The sequence below is a fragment of the Seohaeicola sp. genome (assembly GCF_048006315.1).
GTDB lineage: Bacteria > Pseudomonadota > Alphaproteobacteria > Rhodobacterales > Rhodobacteraceae > Seohaeicola.
In genome coordinates this window covers 3871585-3890358 of sequence record NZ_CP180350.1, presented here as the reverse complement: position 1 = coordinate 3890358, position 18774 = coordinate 3871585, and the positions used below count along the sequence as shown (strand labels likewise).

The 18774-nt window shown below is 65.3% G+C and carries 18 protein-coding genes; 9 read left to right on the top strand and 9 right to left on the bottom strand.

Translation table 11 applies throughout. The features are described 5' to 3' along the window. The first annotated feature begins 26 nt into the window (after positions 1-26). The 3 genes from surE (at position 27) to ACMUJL_RS19195 (ending at position 2865) form a co-directional block, all read left to right on the top strand. Complete coding sequence (gene surE, locus ACMUJL_RS19205; RefSeq protein WP_068293586.1) at positions 27-815, top strand: 5'/3'-nucleotidase SurE; 789 nt, start codon at positions 27-29, stop codon at positions 813-815. Beyond that, positions 812-1453: a protein-L-isoaspartate(D-aspartate) O-methyltransferase gene (locus ACMUJL_RS19200; protein WP_068293584.1), complete on the top strand. Its 642-nt coding sequence runs from the start codon at positions 812-814 to the stop codon at positions 1451-1453. The genes surE and ACMUJL_RS19200 overlap by 4 nt, the downstream gene beginning before the upstream one ends. A gap of 137 nt (positions 1454-1590) precedes the next feature. Further along, positions 1591-2865, top strand: a complete 1275-nt coding sequence (locus ACMUJL_RS19195) for a peptidoglycan DD-metalloendopeptidase family protein (RefSeq protein WP_375571648.1) — start codon at positions 1591-1593, stop codon at positions 2863-2865. Between the two features lie 39 nt (positions 2866-2904). On the opposite strand, the gene ACMUJL_RS19190 is transcribed toward ACMUJL_RS19195, so the two are convergent. The 6 genes from ACMUJL_RS19190 to ACMUJL_RS19165 form a co-directional block, all read right to left on the bottom strand. Beyond that, complete coding sequence (locus tag ACMUJL_RS19190) at positions 2905-3756, bottom strand: ATP-binding protein (RefSeq protein WP_375571650.1); 852 nt, start codon at positions 3754-3756, stop codon at positions 2905-2907. Then, positions 3753-4667 carry a twin-arginine translocase subunit TatC gene (gene tatC, locus ACMUJL_RS19185; RefSeq protein ID WP_375571652.1) on the bottom strand — a complete coding sequence of 305 codons (915 nt, stop codon included), beginning with the start codon at positions 4665-4667 and terminating at the stop codon, positions 3753-3755. The genes ACMUJL_RS19190 and tatC overlap by 4 nt, the downstream gene beginning before the upstream one ends. Positions 4668-4670: 3 nt before the next feature. After that, positions 4671-5222 (bottom strand): Sec-independent protein translocase protein TatB, encoded by a 552-nt coding sequence (gene tatB / locus ACMUJL_RS19180; protein ID WP_068286668.1) that lies wholly within the window; start codon positions 5220-5222, stop codon positions 4671-4673. Positions 5223-5225: 3 nt separating this feature from the next. Then, positions 5226-5441 carry a twin-arginine translocase TatA/TatE family subunit gene (locus ACMUJL_RS19175; protein WP_068286665.1) on the bottom strand — a complete coding sequence of 72 codons (216 nt, stop codon included), beginning with the start codon at positions 5439-5441 and terminating at the stop codon, positions 5226-5228. A 237-nt stretch (positions 5442-5678) separates the two neighbouring features. Next, positions 5679-6794: an ABC transporter ATP-binding protein gene (locus ACMUJL_RS19170; protein WP_375571655.1), complete on the bottom strand. Its 1116-nt coding sequence runs from the start codon at positions 6792-6794 to the stop codon at positions 5679-5681. Positions 6795-6973: 179 nt separating this feature from the next. Then, positions 6974-7753, bottom strand: a complete 780-nt coding sequence (locus ACMUJL_RS19165; RefSeq protein WP_068286662.1) for an SDR family oxidoreductase — start codon at positions 7751-7753, stop codon at positions 6974-6976. Between the two features lie 248 nt (positions 7754-8001). Between ACMUJL_RS19165 and ACMUJL_RS19160 the strand changes: the two genes are divergently transcribed. The 6 genes from ACMUJL_RS19160 (at position 8002) to ACMUJL_RS19135 (ending at position 15547) form a co-directional block, all read left to right on the top strand. Beyond that, on the top strand, positions 8002-9030 hold the full coding sequence (locus tag ACMUJL_RS19160; protein WP_375571657.1) for a Hint domain-containing protein: 1029 nt from the start codon (positions 8002-8004) through the stop codon (positions 9028-9030). Positions 9031-9082: 52 nt separating this feature from the next. Further along, on the top strand, positions 9083-10690 hold the full coding sequence (locus ACMUJL_RS19155; RefSeq protein ID WP_416914401.1) for a peptide chain release factor 3: 1608 nt from the start codon (positions 9083-9085) through the stop codon (positions 10688-10690). Positions 10691-10802: 112 nt separating this feature from the next. Beyond that, positions 10803-12551: a glycosyltransferase family 2 protein gene (locus ACMUJL_RS19150; RefSeq protein WP_416914400.1), complete on the top strand. Its 1749-nt coding sequence runs from the start codon at positions 10803-10805 to the stop codon at positions 12549-12551. 41 nt (positions 12552-12592) lie between these two features. Then, entirely contained in the window at positions 12593-13516 is a 924-nt protein-coding gene (locus tag ACMUJL_RS19145) for a glycosyltransferase family 2 protein (protein WP_375571661.1), read from the top strand. Positions 13517-13679: 163 nt separating this feature from the next. Beyond that, positions 13680-15290, top strand: coding sequence for a DEAD/DEAH box helicase (locus tag ACMUJL_RS19140; RefSeq protein WP_375571663.1), 1611 nt, complete (start codon positions 13680-13682; stop codon positions 15288-15290). A gap of 59 nt (positions 15291-15349) precedes the next feature. Then, positions 15350-15547, top strand: coding sequence for a hypothetical protein (locus ACMUJL_RS19135; protein WP_375571665.1), 198 nt, complete (start codon positions 15350-15352; stop codon positions 15545-15547). Between the two features lie 18 nt (positions 15548-15565). Here the strand turns inward: ACMUJL_RS19135 and ACMUJL_RS19130 are convergent, their stop codons facing one another. From ACMUJL_RS19130 to ACMUJL_RS19120, 3 genes are read right to left on the bottom strand one after another with little or no spacing between them, the layout of a single operon-like run. Then, positions 15566-17239 carry a ribonuclease J gene (locus ACMUJL_RS19130; protein ID WP_375571667.1) on the bottom strand — a complete coding sequence of 558 codons (1674 nt, stop codon included), beginning with the start codon at positions 17237-17239 and terminating at the stop codon, positions 15566-15568. After that, entirely contained in the window at positions 17236-18015 is a 780-nt protein-coding gene (locus ACMUJL_RS19125; protein ID WP_375571669.1) for a type III pantothenate kinase, read from the bottom strand. The genes ACMUJL_RS19130 and ACMUJL_RS19125 overlap by 4 nt, the downstream gene beginning before the upstream one ends. 11 nt (positions 18016-18026) lie before the next feature. Beyond that, the gene (locus ACMUJL_RS19120) at positions 18027-18737 is read right to left on the bottom strand and encodes a biotin--[acetyl-CoA-carboxylase] ligase (protein WP_375571671.1); all 711 of its coding nucleotides are present in this window, start codon (positions 18735-18737) and stop codon (positions 18027-18029) included. Positions 18738-18774: the final 37 nt, after the last annotated feature.

Sequence of the window (18774 nt, the reverse complement as noted above, 5' to 3'; positions counted from 1 at the left end):
TGAAAAAAGGGCGGAACGGGGCAGGCATGCGCATTCTCATTACCAATGACGACGGGATCAACGCGCCGGGTCTGGCCGTGCTGGAAGGCATCGCCGCCGAGCTTGCGGGCCCCGATGGCGAAGTCTGGGTCGTGGCCCCGGCCTTCGAGCAATCGGGCGTGGCCCATTGCATCAGCTATACCCATCCGATGATGATCGCCAAGCTGGGCGAGCGCCGCTTTGCCGCCGAAGGCAGCCCGGCCGATTGCGTGCTGGCGGGCATTCATGACGTGATGGTCGATGCGCGGCCTGACCTGGTGCTGTCTGGCGTGAACCGGGGCAACAACTCGGCCGAGAACGCGCTTTATTCCGGCACGCTGGGCGGGGCGATGGAAGCCGCGCTGCAACGCATTCCGGCGATGGCGCTGTCGCAATACCTGGGCCCGTCGAATTTCGCCGCCCCCGATCCGTTCGAGGCCGCAGCCGTTCATGGCCCTGCGCTGATCCGCAAGCTTCTGGCGGCGACACCCGCGCCAGAGGACGACACGGATTACCGCGTCTTCTACAACATCAACTTCCCTCCGGTTCTGGCCGAGGGGGTGCGCGGCGTACGCGTGGCCCCGCAGGGGTTCCGCCGGAATACCCGGTTTTCGGTCGAACCGCACCTCTCGCCCTCGGGGCGGCGTTTCCTGTGGATCAAGGGGGGCGAACAGCATGTGCCCACCCTGCCCGGCACCGATGCCGCCGTGAACCTCGATGGCTATATCTCGGTCACGCCGATGCGCGCGGACCTGACCGCGCATGACCTTCTGGATCAGCTGAAAGGCATCGAATGAACGACACGGCGGAACGCAAGATGCAGTTCCTCTATGCCCTGCGCTCCAAGGGAGTGACGGACAGCCGTGTGTTGACCGCCATGGAAAGGATCGACCGCGGCCCCTTCATCCGCGGCCTCTTTGCCGAACGCGCTTATGAAGACATGCCGCTGCCCATCGCCTGCGGACAGACGATCAGCCAGCCTTCGGTGGTCGGCCTGATGACCCAGGCGCTGCAGGTCAGCCCGCGCGACACCGTGCTGGAGGTGGGCACTGGATCGGGCTACCAGGCCGCGATCCTGTCGCAGCTGGCCCGGCGCGTCTATACGGTCGACCGGCACCGCCGCCTGGTGCAAGAGGCGCGCACCCTGTTCGAGGCGATGCAACTGACCAATATCACCGCCTTTACCGCCGACGGCAGCCATGGCCTGCCGGATCAGGCGCCCTTTGATCGCATCCTCGTGACCGCCGCCGCCGAGGACCCGCCCGGCCCCCTCTTGGCCCAGTTGAAAATCGGGGGTATCATGGTGCTGCCGGTCGGTCAGTCCGACACGGTGCAGAGCCTGATCCGCGTGACCCGTCACGAGGGGGGCTTTGATTACGACGAATTGCGCCCCGTCCGCTTCGTGCCTCTGGTCGAGGGGCTGGGACGCGACTGAACAGGCAGGCCAGCGACGGAACAGACAGGACACCGGCGCGGGACTGACACAGGATACGGGACACCGCCCCAGGGGACCTGGGGACCGCGATGCAAAAGCAAAGCCCCGGCACAAGGGGCAGGACAGAGGAAATCGAGATGCCCCAGACCAGCCGCCGTGACCGTCATGCCTTGCCCGCAGGCCAGTTCCTGCGCCGTGTGATCCTGACCGGAACCGCCCTCGGGCTTCTGGCCGCCTGCGACAGGCCGCTGGACTTCGACCTGCGCGGCAATTTCGGCAATACGCTCGACACCGCCGAAGCCTCGCGACAGCCGGTGGCCAATCGCCCCGCGCCCGATGCGCGCGGCGTCATCTCCTACCCGAATTACCAGGTGGCCGTGGCCCGCCAGGGCGATACCGTCACGGACCTTGCAAACCGTGTCGGCGTCAGCCCGGACGAACTGGCCCGTTTCAACGGCTTGCGCCCCGCCGATCCGCTGCGCCCCGAAGAGATCGTGGCCCTGCCGCGCCGGGTGGCCGAACCCTCGGCCGCCACCGGCGGTTTCGGCACGATCCAGCCGCCCGGCACCGATATCACCGCCCTTGCCAGCAGCGCGATCGACCGCTCTGGCGGATCCACGGTCAGCACCACGACCCTGCCGCCCGCGTCAGGCACGCCGGCAGCAGCCGCGCCCGCAGCACGGCCTGCCGCCACTGCTTCCGCCGCCGCCCCCCAGGTCGGGATCGAACCCACGCGCCACAAGGTCGTGCGCGGGGAAACCGCCTTTACCGTCTCGCGGCTCTACAATGTCTCGGTCCGTTCGCTGGCAGAATGGAACGGGCTAGGCCCGGATTACACCATCCGCGAAGGCCAGTATCTGCTGATCCCGGTCCCTGATGCCGAAGCGCCGGCGCGCAGCGCGGCTGTCGTGTCGGCCCCCGGTGCAGGCTCTCCCACACCGGTGCCCCCGTCCTCGGCCACACCCCTGCCCGCCGAAACGCCCCGCCCCGTGGCAGCCCCCGCACCGGCCACTGTGGCCCCCAACCTGGGCGCCACCCAGACACCCGCCGCGCGCACGGCGCAGCTGGCGACACCCGTGCAGGGCACGGTGATCCGGGACTACCAGAAGGGCAAGAACGAAGGTCTGGACATTCAGGCACCGTCAGGCACGCCCATCGTGGCCGCCGAGGCCGGAACCGTGGCCGCGATCACCGCCAGCGCCGACCAGGTGCCGATCATCGTGATCCGTCACCCCGACAACCTGTTGACGGTCTATGCCAATGTCGAAGGCGCCACGGTCAAAAAGGACGACAAGGTCACTCGCGGCCAGAAGATCGCCCAGATCCGGGCTGGCAGTTCGAACTATCTGCATTTCGAGGTGCGCAAAGGCTTCGACAGCGTCGATCCGACCCCCTACCTCGCACCGCGCTGATCAATCGCGCCGGGGCCGCAGGCGCGGCCTTGGCGCCGCTCAGGCCGATCCGGTCAGGCTGATGCCGTGACGACCCGCAAGATCGGTCACGAACTGCCAGGCCACACGGCCCGAACGTGACCCGCGCGTGGCCTGCCATTCGATGGCTTCCGCGCGCAACTGCTCGTCGGGCAGGTTGATCCCGAAGGCTGCGCAATAGCCCCGGATCATGTCCAGGAACTGATCCTGGTCGCAGGCATGAAAGCCCAGCCACAGACCGAACCGGTCCGAGAGCGAGACTTTCTCCTCCACCGCTTCCGAGGGGTTGATCGCGCTAGAGCGCTCGTTCTCGATCATGTCGCGCGGCATCAGATGCCGCCGGTTGGACGTGGCATAGAACAGCACATTCTCGGGCCGCCCTTCGATCCCGCCATCCAGAACCGCCTTGAGCGATTTGTAATGCTGGTCATCATGGCTGAAGGACAGGTCATCGCAGAACAGCACAAAACGTTCGGGCCTGACCCGCAGCAGGTTCAGCAGACGCGCCACCGAAGGCAGGTCCTCGCGCTGCAGCTCGACCAGTTTCAGGGGCAGGCCCTGCGCCTGAACAGCGGCATGCACCGCCTTGACCAGGCTGGATTTTCCCATGCCGCGCGCGCCCCAGAGAAGGGCATTGTTCGCCGGCAGGCCGCGCGCGAAATGCAGCGTGTTCTCCAGCAGCGTATCGCGGGCGCGATCGACACCGACAAGCAGGTCCAGCGGCACGCGCGACACATGGGGCACGGGCTCCAGCCGGTCAGGCTCGACATGCCAGACATAGGCATCTGCCGCGTCGAAATCGGGGGCCGCTTGCGGTGGCGGGGCCAGCCGCTCCAGCGCGGCGGCGATGCGTTTCAGGGTCTTGCCGCTCACTTGCTCTTGTCCTCGGCCTCTGCGTCGCGCGCCAGATCCTCGTCGAATTCGCGCATCAGGGGATCGTCGAACGCCTCTTCCTCGTCGTCATAATACCCTTCGGCGCGCAGCTTCTCTTCGCGCTGGGTTTCGACACGGCGGACCAGGAAAATGGAAATCTCGTAAAGACCGTAGACCACGACGAACAGGATGATCTGGGTAATCACATCGGGCGGCGTGACCAGTGCCGCAAGGATCAGGATGGCGACAACGGCATATTTGCGCACATTGCCAAGACCTTCGGAACTGACCAGACCGGCCTTGCCCATCAGCGTCAGCAGCACCGGCAACTGAAAGCAAAGCCCGAAGGCCACGATGAACTTGATGGTCAGGCTCAGGTATTCCTGGGCCGAGCCCTGGAAGGCGATACCCGCCACCGCGTTACCCGCCGGCGCCTCATCCCCCAGGATGGAGCCGGGCTGCTGGAAACCCAGGAAGAAATCGAAGGCCAGCGGCGTGACCACGTAGAAGGCAAAGGCCGCACCAAGGAAGAACATGAAGGGCGACGCCAGAAGGAAGGGCAGGAACGCCCCTTTTTCGGACTTGTAAAGGCCGGGCGCCACGAAACGCCACATCTGGTAGGCGATATAGGGGAAGGACAGCATCAGCCCCCCCAGAAGCGAGATCGACACCGCGACAAAGAAACCTTCCTGCAGCCGGATCAGGATCAGGCCGCAATCCGCATGCCCGCGTTCGGCCATTGCCGAACACAAGGGATGGGTCAGGAAGTTGAAGATCGGGTTCCAGACCGTGAAGCAGATGACCATCGCGATGATGAAGGCCACGGCCGAGTGGATCAGGCGCGTGCGCAATTCCGCCAGATGCTCGATCAGCGGCGCGCTGCTGTCTTCGATCTCGTCTTGATTGGTCATGATCTACTCTTGAGACGTCGGATCGGCTGCTTTTGCCTTGCTCCGGGGTTTCGCGGCCGGTTTCGCCGCAGTTGCGGCCTTCGGCTTGGCGCTTGCGGCTTTCGCGGGGCTTGCGGCTTTCGCCGCAGCCGGTTTGGACGCCTCGGATGCCGCCTGTGCGGCCTCGGCGGCCTTGCCTGCGGCCTCGGCCTTGGCCGACGCGGTGCGGGCACTGGTCTGCTCGCGCAGCTTCGCCGCGGCCTCGGCGCGCTCGGCCGCCAGTTTGGCGGTATCCGATCCGGGCTTCCAGGATTTCAGCTCGTCGGTCGCCTCACGGATCTTGTCCAGCCCCATCTTCTTGGGGTCGGCCACGGTCTTGAGGCTCTTGGCGACATCCCGCACGCCGGTCTCATCGGCCGCATCCTCCATCGCCCGGCTGAATTCCCGCGCCATGCCCCGCGCCTTGCCGACGAAGCGCCCCACATTGCGGAACAGCACCGGCAGGTCTTTCGGCCCCACCACGATCAACGCGACGATGCCAATGAGCAGAAGCTCGGTCCAGCCAAGGTCGAACATGGATCAGACCTTGTCTTTCTCTTTCTCGGGGGTGACATCGCGCGCAGCCTCGCCCGTGCCATCCTCCAGTTCCTTGGAACCGTCGCTCACGCCCTTCTTGAAGGCGGTGATCCCCTTGCCGACCTCGCCCATGAGCGAGCTGATCTTGCCGCGCCCGAAAAGCACCAGCACGACCACCGCGATCAGCAGAAGACCCGGAAGTCCGATATTGTTCAGCATAGCATTTCTCCCTAGCTTGGCCCCATCCAGCCTGCGCCGCCGGAACCATCACCGTACACATCTAATGACGAACCGCGCCGGTTGGAAGGACCAAAGCGGCGCTCTCGCAGGGTTTTTGTCCCCCCACCATCATAACGCGGGCCATGTTCCGCCTATTCCGCGCCGCCCGGATTCTTCTTGCCCCAAATATCCCCGCCGGAGGCATCCGCCCTTGCCTCCAGGCGCAATCAGGCCGGATCAGCGCACAGGAAAGACAAAGCAGCGATCCCGCCGGATCATCAGCCACAGCGGTTTGCCCGGCTGGGGCAGAAAGACATTGGGCACCGTCGCCTTGAGGATCGAGCCGTCGTGATCCATGCGGATCTCGACAAGGCTTTCGCTGCCCATGAACCGCGCGCGCATAACCTCGCCGCGCGCCGCGACGCCGTCCTGCACCGTGGGATTGGGCCCGCGCCCACCGCGATCAAGGTCGATCTTGATGTGCTGCGGGCGGATCACGATCTCGACCTCGGCCCCGTCCGGCACGCCGGGGGCCAGGAACTGGCCGAAGGGCGTATCGGTCAATGCGCCGCGAACCGTGCCACGTATCACGTTGATATCGCTGAAAAATGCAACCGCATTCCGATCTTTGGGCGCATTGTAGATATTGTAGGGCGCGCCTTGCTGCACGATCCGTCCCGCGCGCATCAGCGCGATCTCGTCGGCCATGCGCATCGCCTCGTCGGGCTCGTGGGTGACCAGCAGGACGGCGGCATCCTCCTGTTTCAGGATCTCGAGGGTCTGGTCGCGGATATCGTCGCGCAGGCGGTTGTCGAGGCCCGAAAACGGCTCGTCCATCAACATGATCCGCGGACGCGGCGCCAATGCGCGCGCCAGGGCGACGCGCTGCTGCTCGCCCCCCGACAGCGAATGCGGATAGGCGTCGATGAAGCGGCGCAGCCCGACGCGGCCCAGCAACTCCTCGACCCTGGCCCGGCGCGCGTCATGCGGACCGCTCAGCCCGAAGGCCACGTTCTCGGCCACGCTCAGATGTGGAAACAGCGCGAAATCCTGGAACATCAGACCGATCGCACGGCGTTCGGGCGGCACCCGGAACACGGTGTCGCAGATCAATTTGCCGTCCACCCAGATTTCGCCCTGATCCTGCATCTCGACCCCGGCGATCATGCGCAGCGTCGTGGATTTGCCGCAGCCCGACGGTCCCAGCAGGCAGGTCACCTGCCCCGGCATGACCCTGAGCGACACGTCATCCACCACCGCCACCCCGTCGAAATGACGGCGCAGGTTCCGGATTTCGAGCCGCGGCACGGGGGCTGCGGCGCGCGGGGCGGTCTTTGTCGGTGTCTCGGGCAAGCGGCTATTTCCGATCAATACAGTCGGGAAAGGGCATTAGCAGGGGCCGCGCCACGCCGCAAGCCTGCAGCGCATCCATCCCCGTGAAATGGGGGGCTGTCTGCCCCCCACCGTTGAACTGCGTTCAACGCCCCCCGAGGATATTTGCGGCAAGAAGAAGCGGCCGGCCCCGTGCGGGATCAGATCGTGGCGTTCGTCGCACCACCATCCAGCAGGATGTTCTGCCCCACGATGAAGCCCGCATGAACCGAGCAGAGAAAGGCGCAGGCGGCGCCGAATTCCGCGGCCGTCCCGTAGCGGCCCGCAGGGATCGTGGCCGCGCGCCGGGTACGCGCCTCGTCCAGGGTGATTCCCTGCGCCTTGGCCACGCCGCCGTCCAGCGCATCGGCACGGTCGGTGGCATGGATGCCCGGCAGCAGGTTGTTGATGATGACGCCCTTGCCCGCGACCTGGCGCGCGGTGCCCGCGACATAGCCCGTCAACCCGGTGCGGGCGGCATTGCTGAGGCCCAGCTGCGGGATCGGCGCCTTGACCGATTGCGAGGTGATGTTGACGACCCGGCCCCAGCCGCGATCGATCATGCCGGGCATCAGCGCCTTCATCAGCGCGATCGGCGTCAGCATGTTGGAATCCAGCGCGCGAATGAAGTCATCGCGGTCCCAGTCGGACCACAGGCCCGGCGGGGGGCCGCCCGCATTGGTCACCAGGATATCCGCTCCCGATGCGGCCTCGATCACGGCGGTGCGGCCGTTCTCGGTGGTCACATCGGCGGCGACGGTCGCAACCTCGACGCCGAATTCGGTGCGGATCGCCGCGGCGGCCGCCTCAAGCGCCTCGACGCCGCGCGCGTTCATCACCAGGTTCACGCCCGCCTCGGCCAGCGCGCGGGCGCAGCCAAGACCAAGCCCCTTGCTCGATGCGCAGACCAGCGCCGTTTTTCCCTTGATCCCCAGATCCATGTCATTCTCCTTCTGATCACCGTCCGGATCCGCATCCGGCCGACCCTGTGCGCCCTGATTAGCATTGCCCGGCAAGAGATTGCCAGCAAAAGGCCAGAACGTTGACCGCGTGGTGACACATTCCTATCCTAATGGTCCAGAGACCCCGCAACGACAGGCGCAGGCGCCGGTTGCGAGGGCTTCGGGCACCGGCCCGTTTACCCGTATGACGACACTGACCAGTAGATAGCCAACAGATTGCCCGGATCATGACGGAAACACATCAGCCAGCAGCCCTTTCCGAAACCGCTTTCGCGCTGCCCGTGCTGGCCGCGACGGCCTTTCGGGTCGTGGCGGGCGCGAACCTGGGCGATCCGCTGTCCTTTGCCGACGATCTGATCCATGACGACACCTATGAACTGGGGCGCAACGCCGCCACGCGCCGCCTGTTGCTGGTGCCCGAAGGCCCCGGCCGCTTTCGCGTGGCCGCGGATTCGGTGGCGGGACAGCCCGGCGCGCTGGTGCATCTGGACAGCAGCCTGACCTTCATGTCCCCCGATGGCGAGACGGCAGAGGTGCTTGTTCTGGTCGAAGTAGATGCCGCGGGCGACATGACCGAGGTGCATGCCCTGCCTCTGGTCCCCTTGCGCCCCAAGATCCGCTATACGCTGGTCACCATCGACACGCGGAACGTCGTGACGCGCCTGGCCGAGATCGCCTGCGTTTCTTTCGCGCGCGGCACCCATATCACCATGGCTTCGGGCGAACAGCGCCTGATCGAGGACCTGCGCCCCGGCGACCGCGTCCTGACCCGCGACGATGGCCCCCAGGAGATCCGCTGGATCGGTCAGACAACGCTGCGCGCCAGCGGTGAACAGGCCCCCATCGTGATCAAGGCGGGTACGCTGCACAATGCCAATGACCTTCTGGTCAGCCCCGATCACCGGCTTTTCATCTATCAGCGCGCCGATATCCTGGGCGCGGGCCGCGCCGAGGTGCTGGTGCGCGCGCGCCACCTGGTCAACGGTGTCACCGTCTATTCCCAGGAAGGCGGATTTATCGATTATTTCCAGATCCTGTTCGACCGGCACCAGATCATCTATGCCGAAGGGATCGCTGCCGAGACCCTGCTGCTGGACAAGCGCACGCAGCCCGCCCTGCCCGCCGACCTGGCCGAGTCGCTGGCGCAAAAGCTGGGGGGCGGTCATTCCGGCGGGATCGAGGGTTTCGAAGTGTCCAAGAAGATGCTGGACCTGCCCGATGCAGCCGAGGCACTGCGCCGCGCCTCGTTGGGCTGAAACGCACCCGATTTCCTTGCCTTTGCGCGCGCGCCTGCCTAAAGCTGCGCTCATGTTGGACACCGCCTCGAACCGCCCCGCCCTGCCGCCCGAAATCGCCCGTCGCCGGACCTTTGCGATCATCTCGCATCCCGACGCCGGCAAGACGACGCTGACCGAAAAGTTCCTGCTGTTCGGCGGCGCGATCCAGATGGCCGGCCAGGTGCGCGCCAAGGGTGAGGCGCGGCGGACGCGATCGGACTTCATGCAGATGGAAAAGGACCGTGGCATCTCGGTCTCGGCCTCGGCGATGTCCTTCGATTTCAAGACCTTCCGCTTCAACCTGGTGGACACGCCCGGCCACAGCGACTTTTCCGAGGATACCTATCGCACGCTGACGGCGGTGGATGCGGCCGTCATGGTGATCGACGGGGCCAAGGGTGTGGAAAGCCAGACCCGCAAGCTGTTCGAGGTCTGCCGCCTGCGCGATCTGCCGATCCTGACCTTCTGCAACAAGATGGACCGCGAAAGCCGCGATACATTCGACATCATCGACGAAATCCAGGAAAACCTGGCCATCGACGTGACGCCGGCCAGTTGGCCCATCGGCACAGGGCGCGATTTCATCGGCTGCTATGACATGCTGCGCGACCGGCTGGAACTGATGGACCGCGCCGACCGCAACGTGGTGGCGGAATTGATCGAGATCAACGGGCTGGACGATCCGCGCCTGGCCGATCACGTGCCCGCCGCGCTGCTGGCGACCCTGCGCGAAGAGATCGAGATGGCGCGCGAGCTGCTGCCCGCGCTGGACATCAAGGCGGTGCAGGACGGCAGCATGACGCCGATCTGGTTCGGCTCTGCCATCAATTCCTTCGGTGTGAAGGAGCTGATGGAAGGCATCGGCACCCTGGGCCCCGAGCCGCAGCCCCAGCGCGCCGAGCCGCGCATGATCCTGCCCGAGGAAACAAAGGTGTCCGGCTTTGTCTTCAAGGTTCAGGCGAACATGGATCCCAAGCATCGCGACCGGGTGGCTTTCGTGCGGCTGGCCTCGGGGCATTTCATTCGCGGCATGAAACTGACCCATGTGCGCAGCAAGAAGCCGATGACGATCACCAACCCGGTGATGTTCCTGGCCTCGGACCGCGAACTGGCGGAAGAGGCCTGGGCCGGCGACATCATCGGCATCCCGAACCACGGCCAGCTGCGCATCGGCGACACGCTGACCGAAGGCGAGGCGCTGCGCGTCACGGGCATTCCGTCCTTTGCGCCGGAACTGCTGCAGACCTGCCGCGCGGGCGACCCGATGAAGGCCAAGCACCTGGAAAAGGCGCTGATGCAATTCGCCGAGGAAGGGGCCGCCAAGGTCTTCAAGCCCGCCTTCGGGTCGGGCTTCATCGTGGGCGTCGTGGGAGCCCTGCAATTCGAGGTGCTGGCCAGCCGGATCGAGCTGGAATACGGGCTTCCCGTGCGTTTCGAGCAGTCGCAGTTCACATCCGCCCGCTGGGTGAGCGGCAGCCGCCAAGCCGTTGAAAAATTTGTGAATGTCAACAAGCAGCACATCGCGCATGACCATGATGGCGACATCGTCTACCTGACGCGGCTGCAATGGGACATTGACCGGATCGAACGCGACTACCCGGATGTGAAACTGACCGCGACCAAGGAAATGATGGTCTGATGGCGCAGGGGGGCGGCATGGCATGGCAGCCAAGCCGCAGCGCGTGACAATCTGCGCCGCGTGACCCTTGGCGGGCTTGCGCGGCGCGCGAGGGCTGACCATTCTCTGCCCCATGAGTGATGCCAGTGCCCCCACCTATCCCGGCGGTTTCGCCGCCATCCTGACCCAGATGGAGGGGCGGCGCGATCCTTTCACCTATGAGGATGGCGAGGGCCTGCCGCCGCTGGATGTCGATCTGGCCGCGCTCAAGCAGGCACGGGTCGATGGGCGCGCCCTTGAGGTTGACGGGTCGAAATCCACCTATGCCCGCAAGCTGCGCGAACTGAGCGATGAATTCGACGGGATGCCCGCACTGCTGCTGCTGCATGGGCTGCTGGTCGCCCATCTGCGCCGCCGCACCGCCCCCGACCATGCCGCCCCCCTGTTCCTGCGCCTCTGGGCCGAGGAATTGGACTGGTTGATGCAACGGCTGGATGCCCGGTGGCTGGTGTCGGCGGCCACCACCTTCGGCGATCATGGCGCGACCGAGACGCAGCGCCGTCTGGGCCAGTCCCTGAGCGTGATGTTCGGGATGATGAAGCTTTACGAAACCGAGCGTATCCATTCCGGCGCGGATCCCGCGCAACCTTTCGAATGGTCAAGGCGCAAGGTTCCGCCGCTGGCCATGCAGATGGACGCCTATGCGCTTGGTGCGGGGGGGCTGGATGTGAACATGCTGGGCCGGCTCTGGCAGGATGCGGGCAGCGATGCGGTGATCGCCCCGCTGGCACGACGCCTGCTGGACCTGCTGATCGCGGATGACCGCACCATCTTCCGGCGGCTGCGGATGATGCGCCAGCAACGCGAAAAGGCGCAGAAGGCCGAAGGGATTCGCCCCAAGCGCGGCCATGCCGCCCCATCTGCCCACATACCCGTGCCCGCGAAGGTCGTGGCGCGCGACCCTGCAACCCTGCGCTGGGGCACGGTGTCGCTGATAAAGGCGCCACTGCCGCGCATCGCCGCTTTCGCCGCGCATCACCTCGAGATGGGCGCGCACCGTCTGCACATCCATCTGGACGATCCCCACCCCGAGGCGGCGGCCTTTCTGTCGCGCCATCCCGCCATCGAGGTGACGATTTGCGACGCCGCATGGTGGGCCGGTCAGAAAAAGCCGCGCATGAAGGCGCATCAGCTGCGACAGGCCTGGGTGGCGACGCAGACCTATCACCGCACCGATCTGGATTTCCTGGCCCATGTCGATGTGGATGAATTCATCCTGGCCGACGCCCCCCTGTCACCGGCACTGGCCGCATTGCCCGCCGATATCGCCGCGGTGCATCTGCCGCCCGCGGAATTGCTGGCCGGCACGACGGACCGCTTCAAGCTGACGCCGCGCCATGCCGGGCAGGAAAAGGCGGTGCTCGAGGATATCTATCCCAATTTCGGGGGCCATCTGCGTGGCGGCTTCATCAGCCACCGCGAGGGCAAGATGATCGCGCGCTGCGGCATTCCGGGTGTACGCTTCGGGCTGCATGCACTGCTGCTGAACGGGCATCCCGCCAGCAATCGCATGACCCTGCCCGACGTGATCCTCGGCCACGCCCATGCGCCCGACTGGGAGACGTTCCAGAGCCATCTGGCCTTTCGCATGACCCAAGGCTCCTATCGCAAGACCGATGAAGAGGTCCTTGGCCTGCGCGACATCCTGGACCTGCTGCACGAGGAAGACGGCGAAGAGGGGCTGCGCAGCTTTTTCACAGAGGTGTGCGAAGGCAATGACCGGCTGACCCGCGCGCTGGAGGCGCATGGCATGCTGGTGCGCGCGCCGCTTGAACCTGACCGCAAGATGATGCGTATTTTTGGCGCAATACCAAAGGTTTGATTGCCATGCCTCATGCAGATCAGCAGCCCCGATGGGGGATCGTGTCAACCATCAAGGCCCCGGTAGAGGCGATCCTTGCCTTCGCGGCGCATCACCTTGATCTGGGGGCCCATCGCCTGTTTCTCTATCTCGACGATGACAATCAGGCGGCATTCCGCATCCTCAAGGCCCATCCCAGGATCAGGCCCCTGCTGACCGATGACGCCTACTGGCAATCGCTGGGCATGAAGCGGCGGGCCAAGCACCAGTCGCGCCAGTTCGAGAACGCCCGCCACGCCTATGGCCGCGCCTCTGATCTGGATTGGCTGGCCCATATCGACGTGGATGAATTCCTGCAGCCCACCCGCCCGCTGGGCGCACAACTGGCCGAGCTGCCGCAGGATTGCCTGTGCGGGCGCATCCGCCCGGTCGAGGCGCTGGCCCCGCATGAACCGGGTCAGCCCCTTTTCGCAAAGGCCTTTGCGCTGGACCGCGCCACCCGCAACCGGCAGACCGAGGCGCTGTATCCGGACTACGGCGCCCATCTGAACGGCGGCTTCCTGAGCCATGTGGCCGGCAAGATGATCTATCGCACGGGCATTCTCGACCTGAAGGTGAACATCCACAACATCACCGTGGCCGAGGTGCAGAATCCCGGCCAGCGGGAACTGGCCGACACCACGCTGCTGCATTGTCACGCAAAGACATGGGAAGATTTCATCGCCGCCTTCCATTACCGGCTGGACAAGGGCAGCTACCGCTCCGAACTCAAGCCCAACCGCCCCGCTGATCAGGGTGGTCTGACCCTGCACGAGCTGTTCGGCCACCTGCATGCGACCGAGGGCGAGGCCGGCCTGCGCCGCTTCTACGACAGGGTCTGCAGCGCCACACCGGCGCATCTGGCGGCGCTTGAGGCACAGGGCCTGCTGCGCCGCCCCCTTCTGGATCTGCCCGGCGCGATGAGCCGTCATTTCCCGCAGGGCTGACAGGGGCATGCCAAAGGGTGCGATCCCTGCTCTCATTGACCGCAGGTGCGCTTTGCGCTATGGCCTGCGCGGGGATCGCATATGTGGATAACCACGGGGCCAGAGGGGCCCGACCCCCATCAGACGCAACGGGCCGTGACGTGTCCGTTATCAACGGATACACATGACAAAATTCTCTGATCTCAAACTCGACCCCAAGGTCCTCAAGGCGATTGAGGACGCGGGGTATGAAACCCCTACCCCCATTCAGGCCGGCGCCATTCCGCCCGCCCTGGAAGGCCGCGACGTTCTGGGCATCGCCCAGACCGGCACCGGCAAGACCGCCAGCTTCACGCTGCCGATGATCACGCTGCTGGCCAAGGGCCGCGCGCGCGCGCGGATGCCGCGCAGCCTGGTGCTGTGCCCCACGCGCGAACTGGCCGCCCAGGTGGCCGAGAACTTCGATACCTACACCAAGTATCACAAGCTGACCAAGGCGCTGCTGATCGGTGGCGTGTCCTTCAAGGAACAGGAACAGCTGATCGACCGTGGTGTGGACGTGCTGATCGCGACGCCGGGCCGCCTGCTGGATCATTTCGAGCGTGGCAAGCTGCTGCTGACGGGTGTGCAGATCATGGTCGTCGATGAGGCCGACCGGATGCTGGACATGGGCTTCATCCCCGATATCGAGCGGATTTTCAGCCTGACCCCCTTCACCCGCCAGACCCTGTTCTTCAGCGCCACCATGGCGCCCGAGATCGAGCGGATCACCAATACCTTCCTGTCCGCCCCCGAGCGGATCGAAGTGGCGCGCCAGGCCAGCGCCTCGACCACGATCACGCAGGGCGTGGTCATGTTCAAGGCCAGCCGCAAGGACAAGGAAGCCAGCGAAAAGCGCCAGCTTCTGCGCACGCTGATCGATGCCGAAGGCGAGAAGTGCAAGAACGCGATCATCTTCTGCAACCGCAAGACCGATGTGGATATCGTCGCGAAATCGCTGAAGAAATACGGCTATGACGCGGCCCCGATCCATGGCGATCTGGAACAGTCGCAGCGTATGCGCACGCTGGATGGCTTCCGTGACGGCACGCTGCGCTTTCTGGTCGCCTCGGACGTGGCGGCGCGTGGCCTGGACATTCCGAACGTGAGCCATGTGTTCAACTTCGACGTGCCCAGCCATGCCGAAGACTATGTGCACCGCATCGGGCGCACCGGGCGCGCCGGGCGCACCGGCACCGCGATCATGATCTGCACCGGGCGCGACGACAAGAATTTCGCCGATGTCGAACGCCTGATCCAGACCGAGATCCCGCGCCTGGATAATCCGCTGCAAGGCGTGATCCTGCCCGACAGCGAAGACGAGGCCGAAGGCGAAACGCGGCAATCGTCCTCGCGCAGCCGCTCGCGCGGCGGGCGCGGTCGTTCGGGCGACAAGCCGGCCCCCAAGGACAAGCCGGAAGAGGCGAAGGCCGACGCCCCCCGCGAGGACAAGCCGCGTGAAGACCGGCCCCGCGACGAACGGCCCCGTGATGACCGTCCGCGTGATGACCGTCCGCGTGAAGACAAACCGCGCGAAGACCGTCCGCGCGACGCAAAGCCCCGCGAGGAGCGCGCGCGCGACAACAAACCGCGCGAGGATCGTGGCGCTGAAGGACGCTCGGACGAGCGGCGCGACCGGTCGCGTGGTGGTCAGGGGCGCGATTCCGGTCGCGACAATGGTCCCAAGGTTGTGGGCATGGGCGATCACCTGCCCAGCTTCATCGCGCTGAGCTTTGACGAGCGGCGCACCGGCTGATCAATCCGCCAGATCGAGACAAGAAAGACCCGCACCGATCCAACGGTGCGGGTTTTTCTTTGGCGATCTGGCCCAAATGGGGGAAAGACCGGCAAGCCCATGATCGCCATGGCAAAACCTGCGCCCGAGATCCGAACCCGGAACGGCAGGGCTTTGCATCACTGCTGCTGCCGGGGCGGCTGTATCCGGTGCAGGCGATGATGCAGGCCGAGCGCGAGGCGTTTTTCAGGCAGGTCTTCGCCCGCGTCACAGGGTGAACGCGGGCGAAAGGTTTGTCAGGCGCTCAGGCGGCTGATGACCACCGTCACCTCGGGCTTCTTGCCGATCTCGTCCAGTGCTGTCTGGCGGACGATCTTCTTCAGCTGCTGTTCCAGCTTGTCGTCATCGGCCAGCGTCGCCTCGGAGGCGCGGTTAATGAACTGGTCCAGATCCGCCTCCAGCACCTCGACCAGGGGCGCGCGCGACCGCCCGGTCTGGGCCAGACCCATGATCTCGCACCAAGGCTCGCCCAGGGGCTCGTTCTCGTCATCAAGGATCAGGGTCACGGTGACATGCCCGTTCAGCGCCATGCGGATACGGTCGCGCACCACACCATCCAGCGCGCCCACCTGCGCGGAACCGTCCAGATAGGTGCGGCCCGTTTCCACATATCCGGCCACGGCGGGTTCATTGCCGCCAAGGTTCACGATCATCCCGTTCGAGGCCAGGATCGACTGAAAGCGGTTGCCCTTTGCGATCTTGACCATCTCGCGCAGGTGGCGGTGTTCGCCATGCATCGGGACCACGATCTGCGGCTTGACCAGTTTCTGGATGAATTCGATGTCCGGCCGGTTGGCATGGCCCGAGACGTGATACTTGCCGTTGCTGTCATCCACCACGTCCACGCCCATTTCGCTGAACTGGTTGATGATGCGGATGACGCCCTTTTCATTGCCCGGAATCGTCTTGGACGAGAACAGGAACATGTCCCCTTCCTTCAGCACGACACCCTGGTACTTGCCATTGGCCAGCTGCGCGCTGGCGGCGCGGCGTTCGCCCTGGCTGCCGGTGACGATCAGCATGACATTGTCGCGCGGCATCGCCATGGCGTCCTCGGGGCTGACCACCTTGGGGAAGGAGGACAGAACCCCGGTTTCCACCGAGGCTTCGATCATCCGGCGCATGGCGCGCCCCATCAGGCAGATGGATCGGCCCGCCGCCACGCCCGCCTCGGCCAGTGTCTTGACCCGCGCCACGTTGCTGGCAAAGGTCGTGGCCACCACCATGCCCTTCTGCGCCGCGATCAGATCGGTGATCGCAGGGCCCAGCGTGGCCTCGGACCGGCCTTCATGCTGGTTGAACACGTTGGTGCTGTCGCAGATCAACGCCTTGACCCCACCGGCCGACACCTCGGCCCAGAGGTCGGGGTCAAAGGGCTCGCCCACAAGCGGTGTGCGGTCCAGCTTGAAATCGCCGGTATGGATCACGCGGCCTTCGGGCGTGTCGATCACCAGCGCCGAGGTTTCGGGGATCGAGTGGGACATCGGCAGGAAACCCACGGTGAACGGTCCTGCCGTCACGGTTTCGGGCCATTTCGACACTGTTTTGACCACCTTGTCGGAATAGCCGTATTCGGCCAGCTTGCCCCGCGCGATATTCGAGGTGAAGGCGCGGGCATAGACCTTCGGCTCGCCCAGCCGCTCGAACAGGTGGCCGATGGCGCCGACGTGATCCTCGTGGGCATGGGTGATGAACACCGCCTCGATCCGGGTCTTGCGCTCTTCCAGCCATGCGATATCGGGCAGGATCAGGTCCACACCCGGCGTGCCGTCCATATCGGGAAAGGCCACCCCGACGTCGACGACGATCAGCCGTTCGTCATCGGGCGCCCCGTATCCGTAGACATAGCAGTTCATCCCGATTTCCCCGGCGCCGCCGAGGGGGAGATAGATCAATCGCTTGCTGCTCATATGTTGCCTTGGTCCTTGTTATATTTGTGAATGACCGTGAGGCCATGAATGGTCAGGTCGTCTTCGATCCTGTCAAAAAGCACTTCCGAGGCGCCGAACAACGCGGCCAGCCCCCCTGTGCCGATCACGCGCATGTCGCGGTCGCGTTCCGCCTTGATCCTTGTGCAGATTTCCTTGACCAGGCCGACATAGCCCCAGAAAATCCCGGCCTGCATGCAGGCCACGGTATTGGTGCCGATCACGCCCTGCGGCTTGGTGATGTCCACATGCGGCAGGGCTGCGGCAGCCATGTGCAACGCCTCGAGGCTGAGGTTCACGCCGGGCGCGATCACGCCCCCCACATAGGCCCCGTCATCATCGACCACGTCGAAGGTCGTCGCGGTGCCGAAATCGACCACGATCAGGTTGCCGCCGTGCCTGTCATAGGCCCCTGCCGAATTGACCAGACGGTCCGGCCCCACGGTTGTCCCCTGATCCACCCGCGGCGCGCGTGGCAACATGCATTCCGGTTTACCCACCACCAGCGGGCGGCAGTTGAAATAGCGATCCGCCAGAACCCGCAGGTTGAACACCACGCGCGGCACCGTGGACGAGATGATGACCGCGTTGATGTCCATCGGGATCTTGTGATGGTTCAGCAGCGCACTCAGCCAGACGTAATACTGATCCGCCGTCCGCTGATGCTCGGTCGAGGTGCGCAGCGTGCAGAGGAACCGCTCACCATCCCAGATCGAGAAAACGGTATTGGTGTTGCCACAGTCGATGGCCAGAAGCATGTCTGCAATCCTCAGAAGAATACGTCGGCCGCAGCAATGCGGCGCGGGCCTTGCGGCGTTGATAGGACAAGTTGCCCCTGCTCGTCCACCGCGTCGAACCGGCCGGTCACCTCTTCGCCGGGAAGGCGCGCCGTGATCACCTCGCCAAGGCGTGCGGCACGGTCCAGCCAGGCGGTGCGGATGGGCGCAAAGCCATAAGTGGCCATCTGCGCCTCATGACGGGCATAGGCCGGGGCGAGAACATCCAGGAACTCTGCGGGGGTGACGGATGCGCCGATTTCCGACAGCAGCGACACGGGGCGCACCGCCCCGGCCTCGACCTGGTCGGCCCCCGGCGCCTGCGCCAGGTTCACGCCGATCCCGATCGACAACGCATCGCCGCGCGGCCCGATGGTTTCCAGCAGGATCCCCGCCACCTTGCCCCCGTTCAGAAGCACGTCATTGGGCCATTTCAGCGCGAACTGGCCCGCACGCCCCGTAACGGCGGCGCAGGCGTCATGCAGCGCCAACGAGGCCACGAAGGACCGCAGCGCCGCGGTTGCGGGCGCGATAGGCCCCGGCAGGACAAGGGTTGCTGCGAAATTGCCCGCAGGATGGCGCCATTCGCGCCCCCTGCGCCCGCGCGCGGCGGTCTGGTGCAGCGCCAGGATCCATGTGGGACCGCGCAGGTCGGCAAAACGCCGCGCGGCCTCGTTCAGGGTGCTGTCAACCTCAGCCAGCACGATGCGGGCCGTGCCATCCGGCCAGCCCGCAGACTGC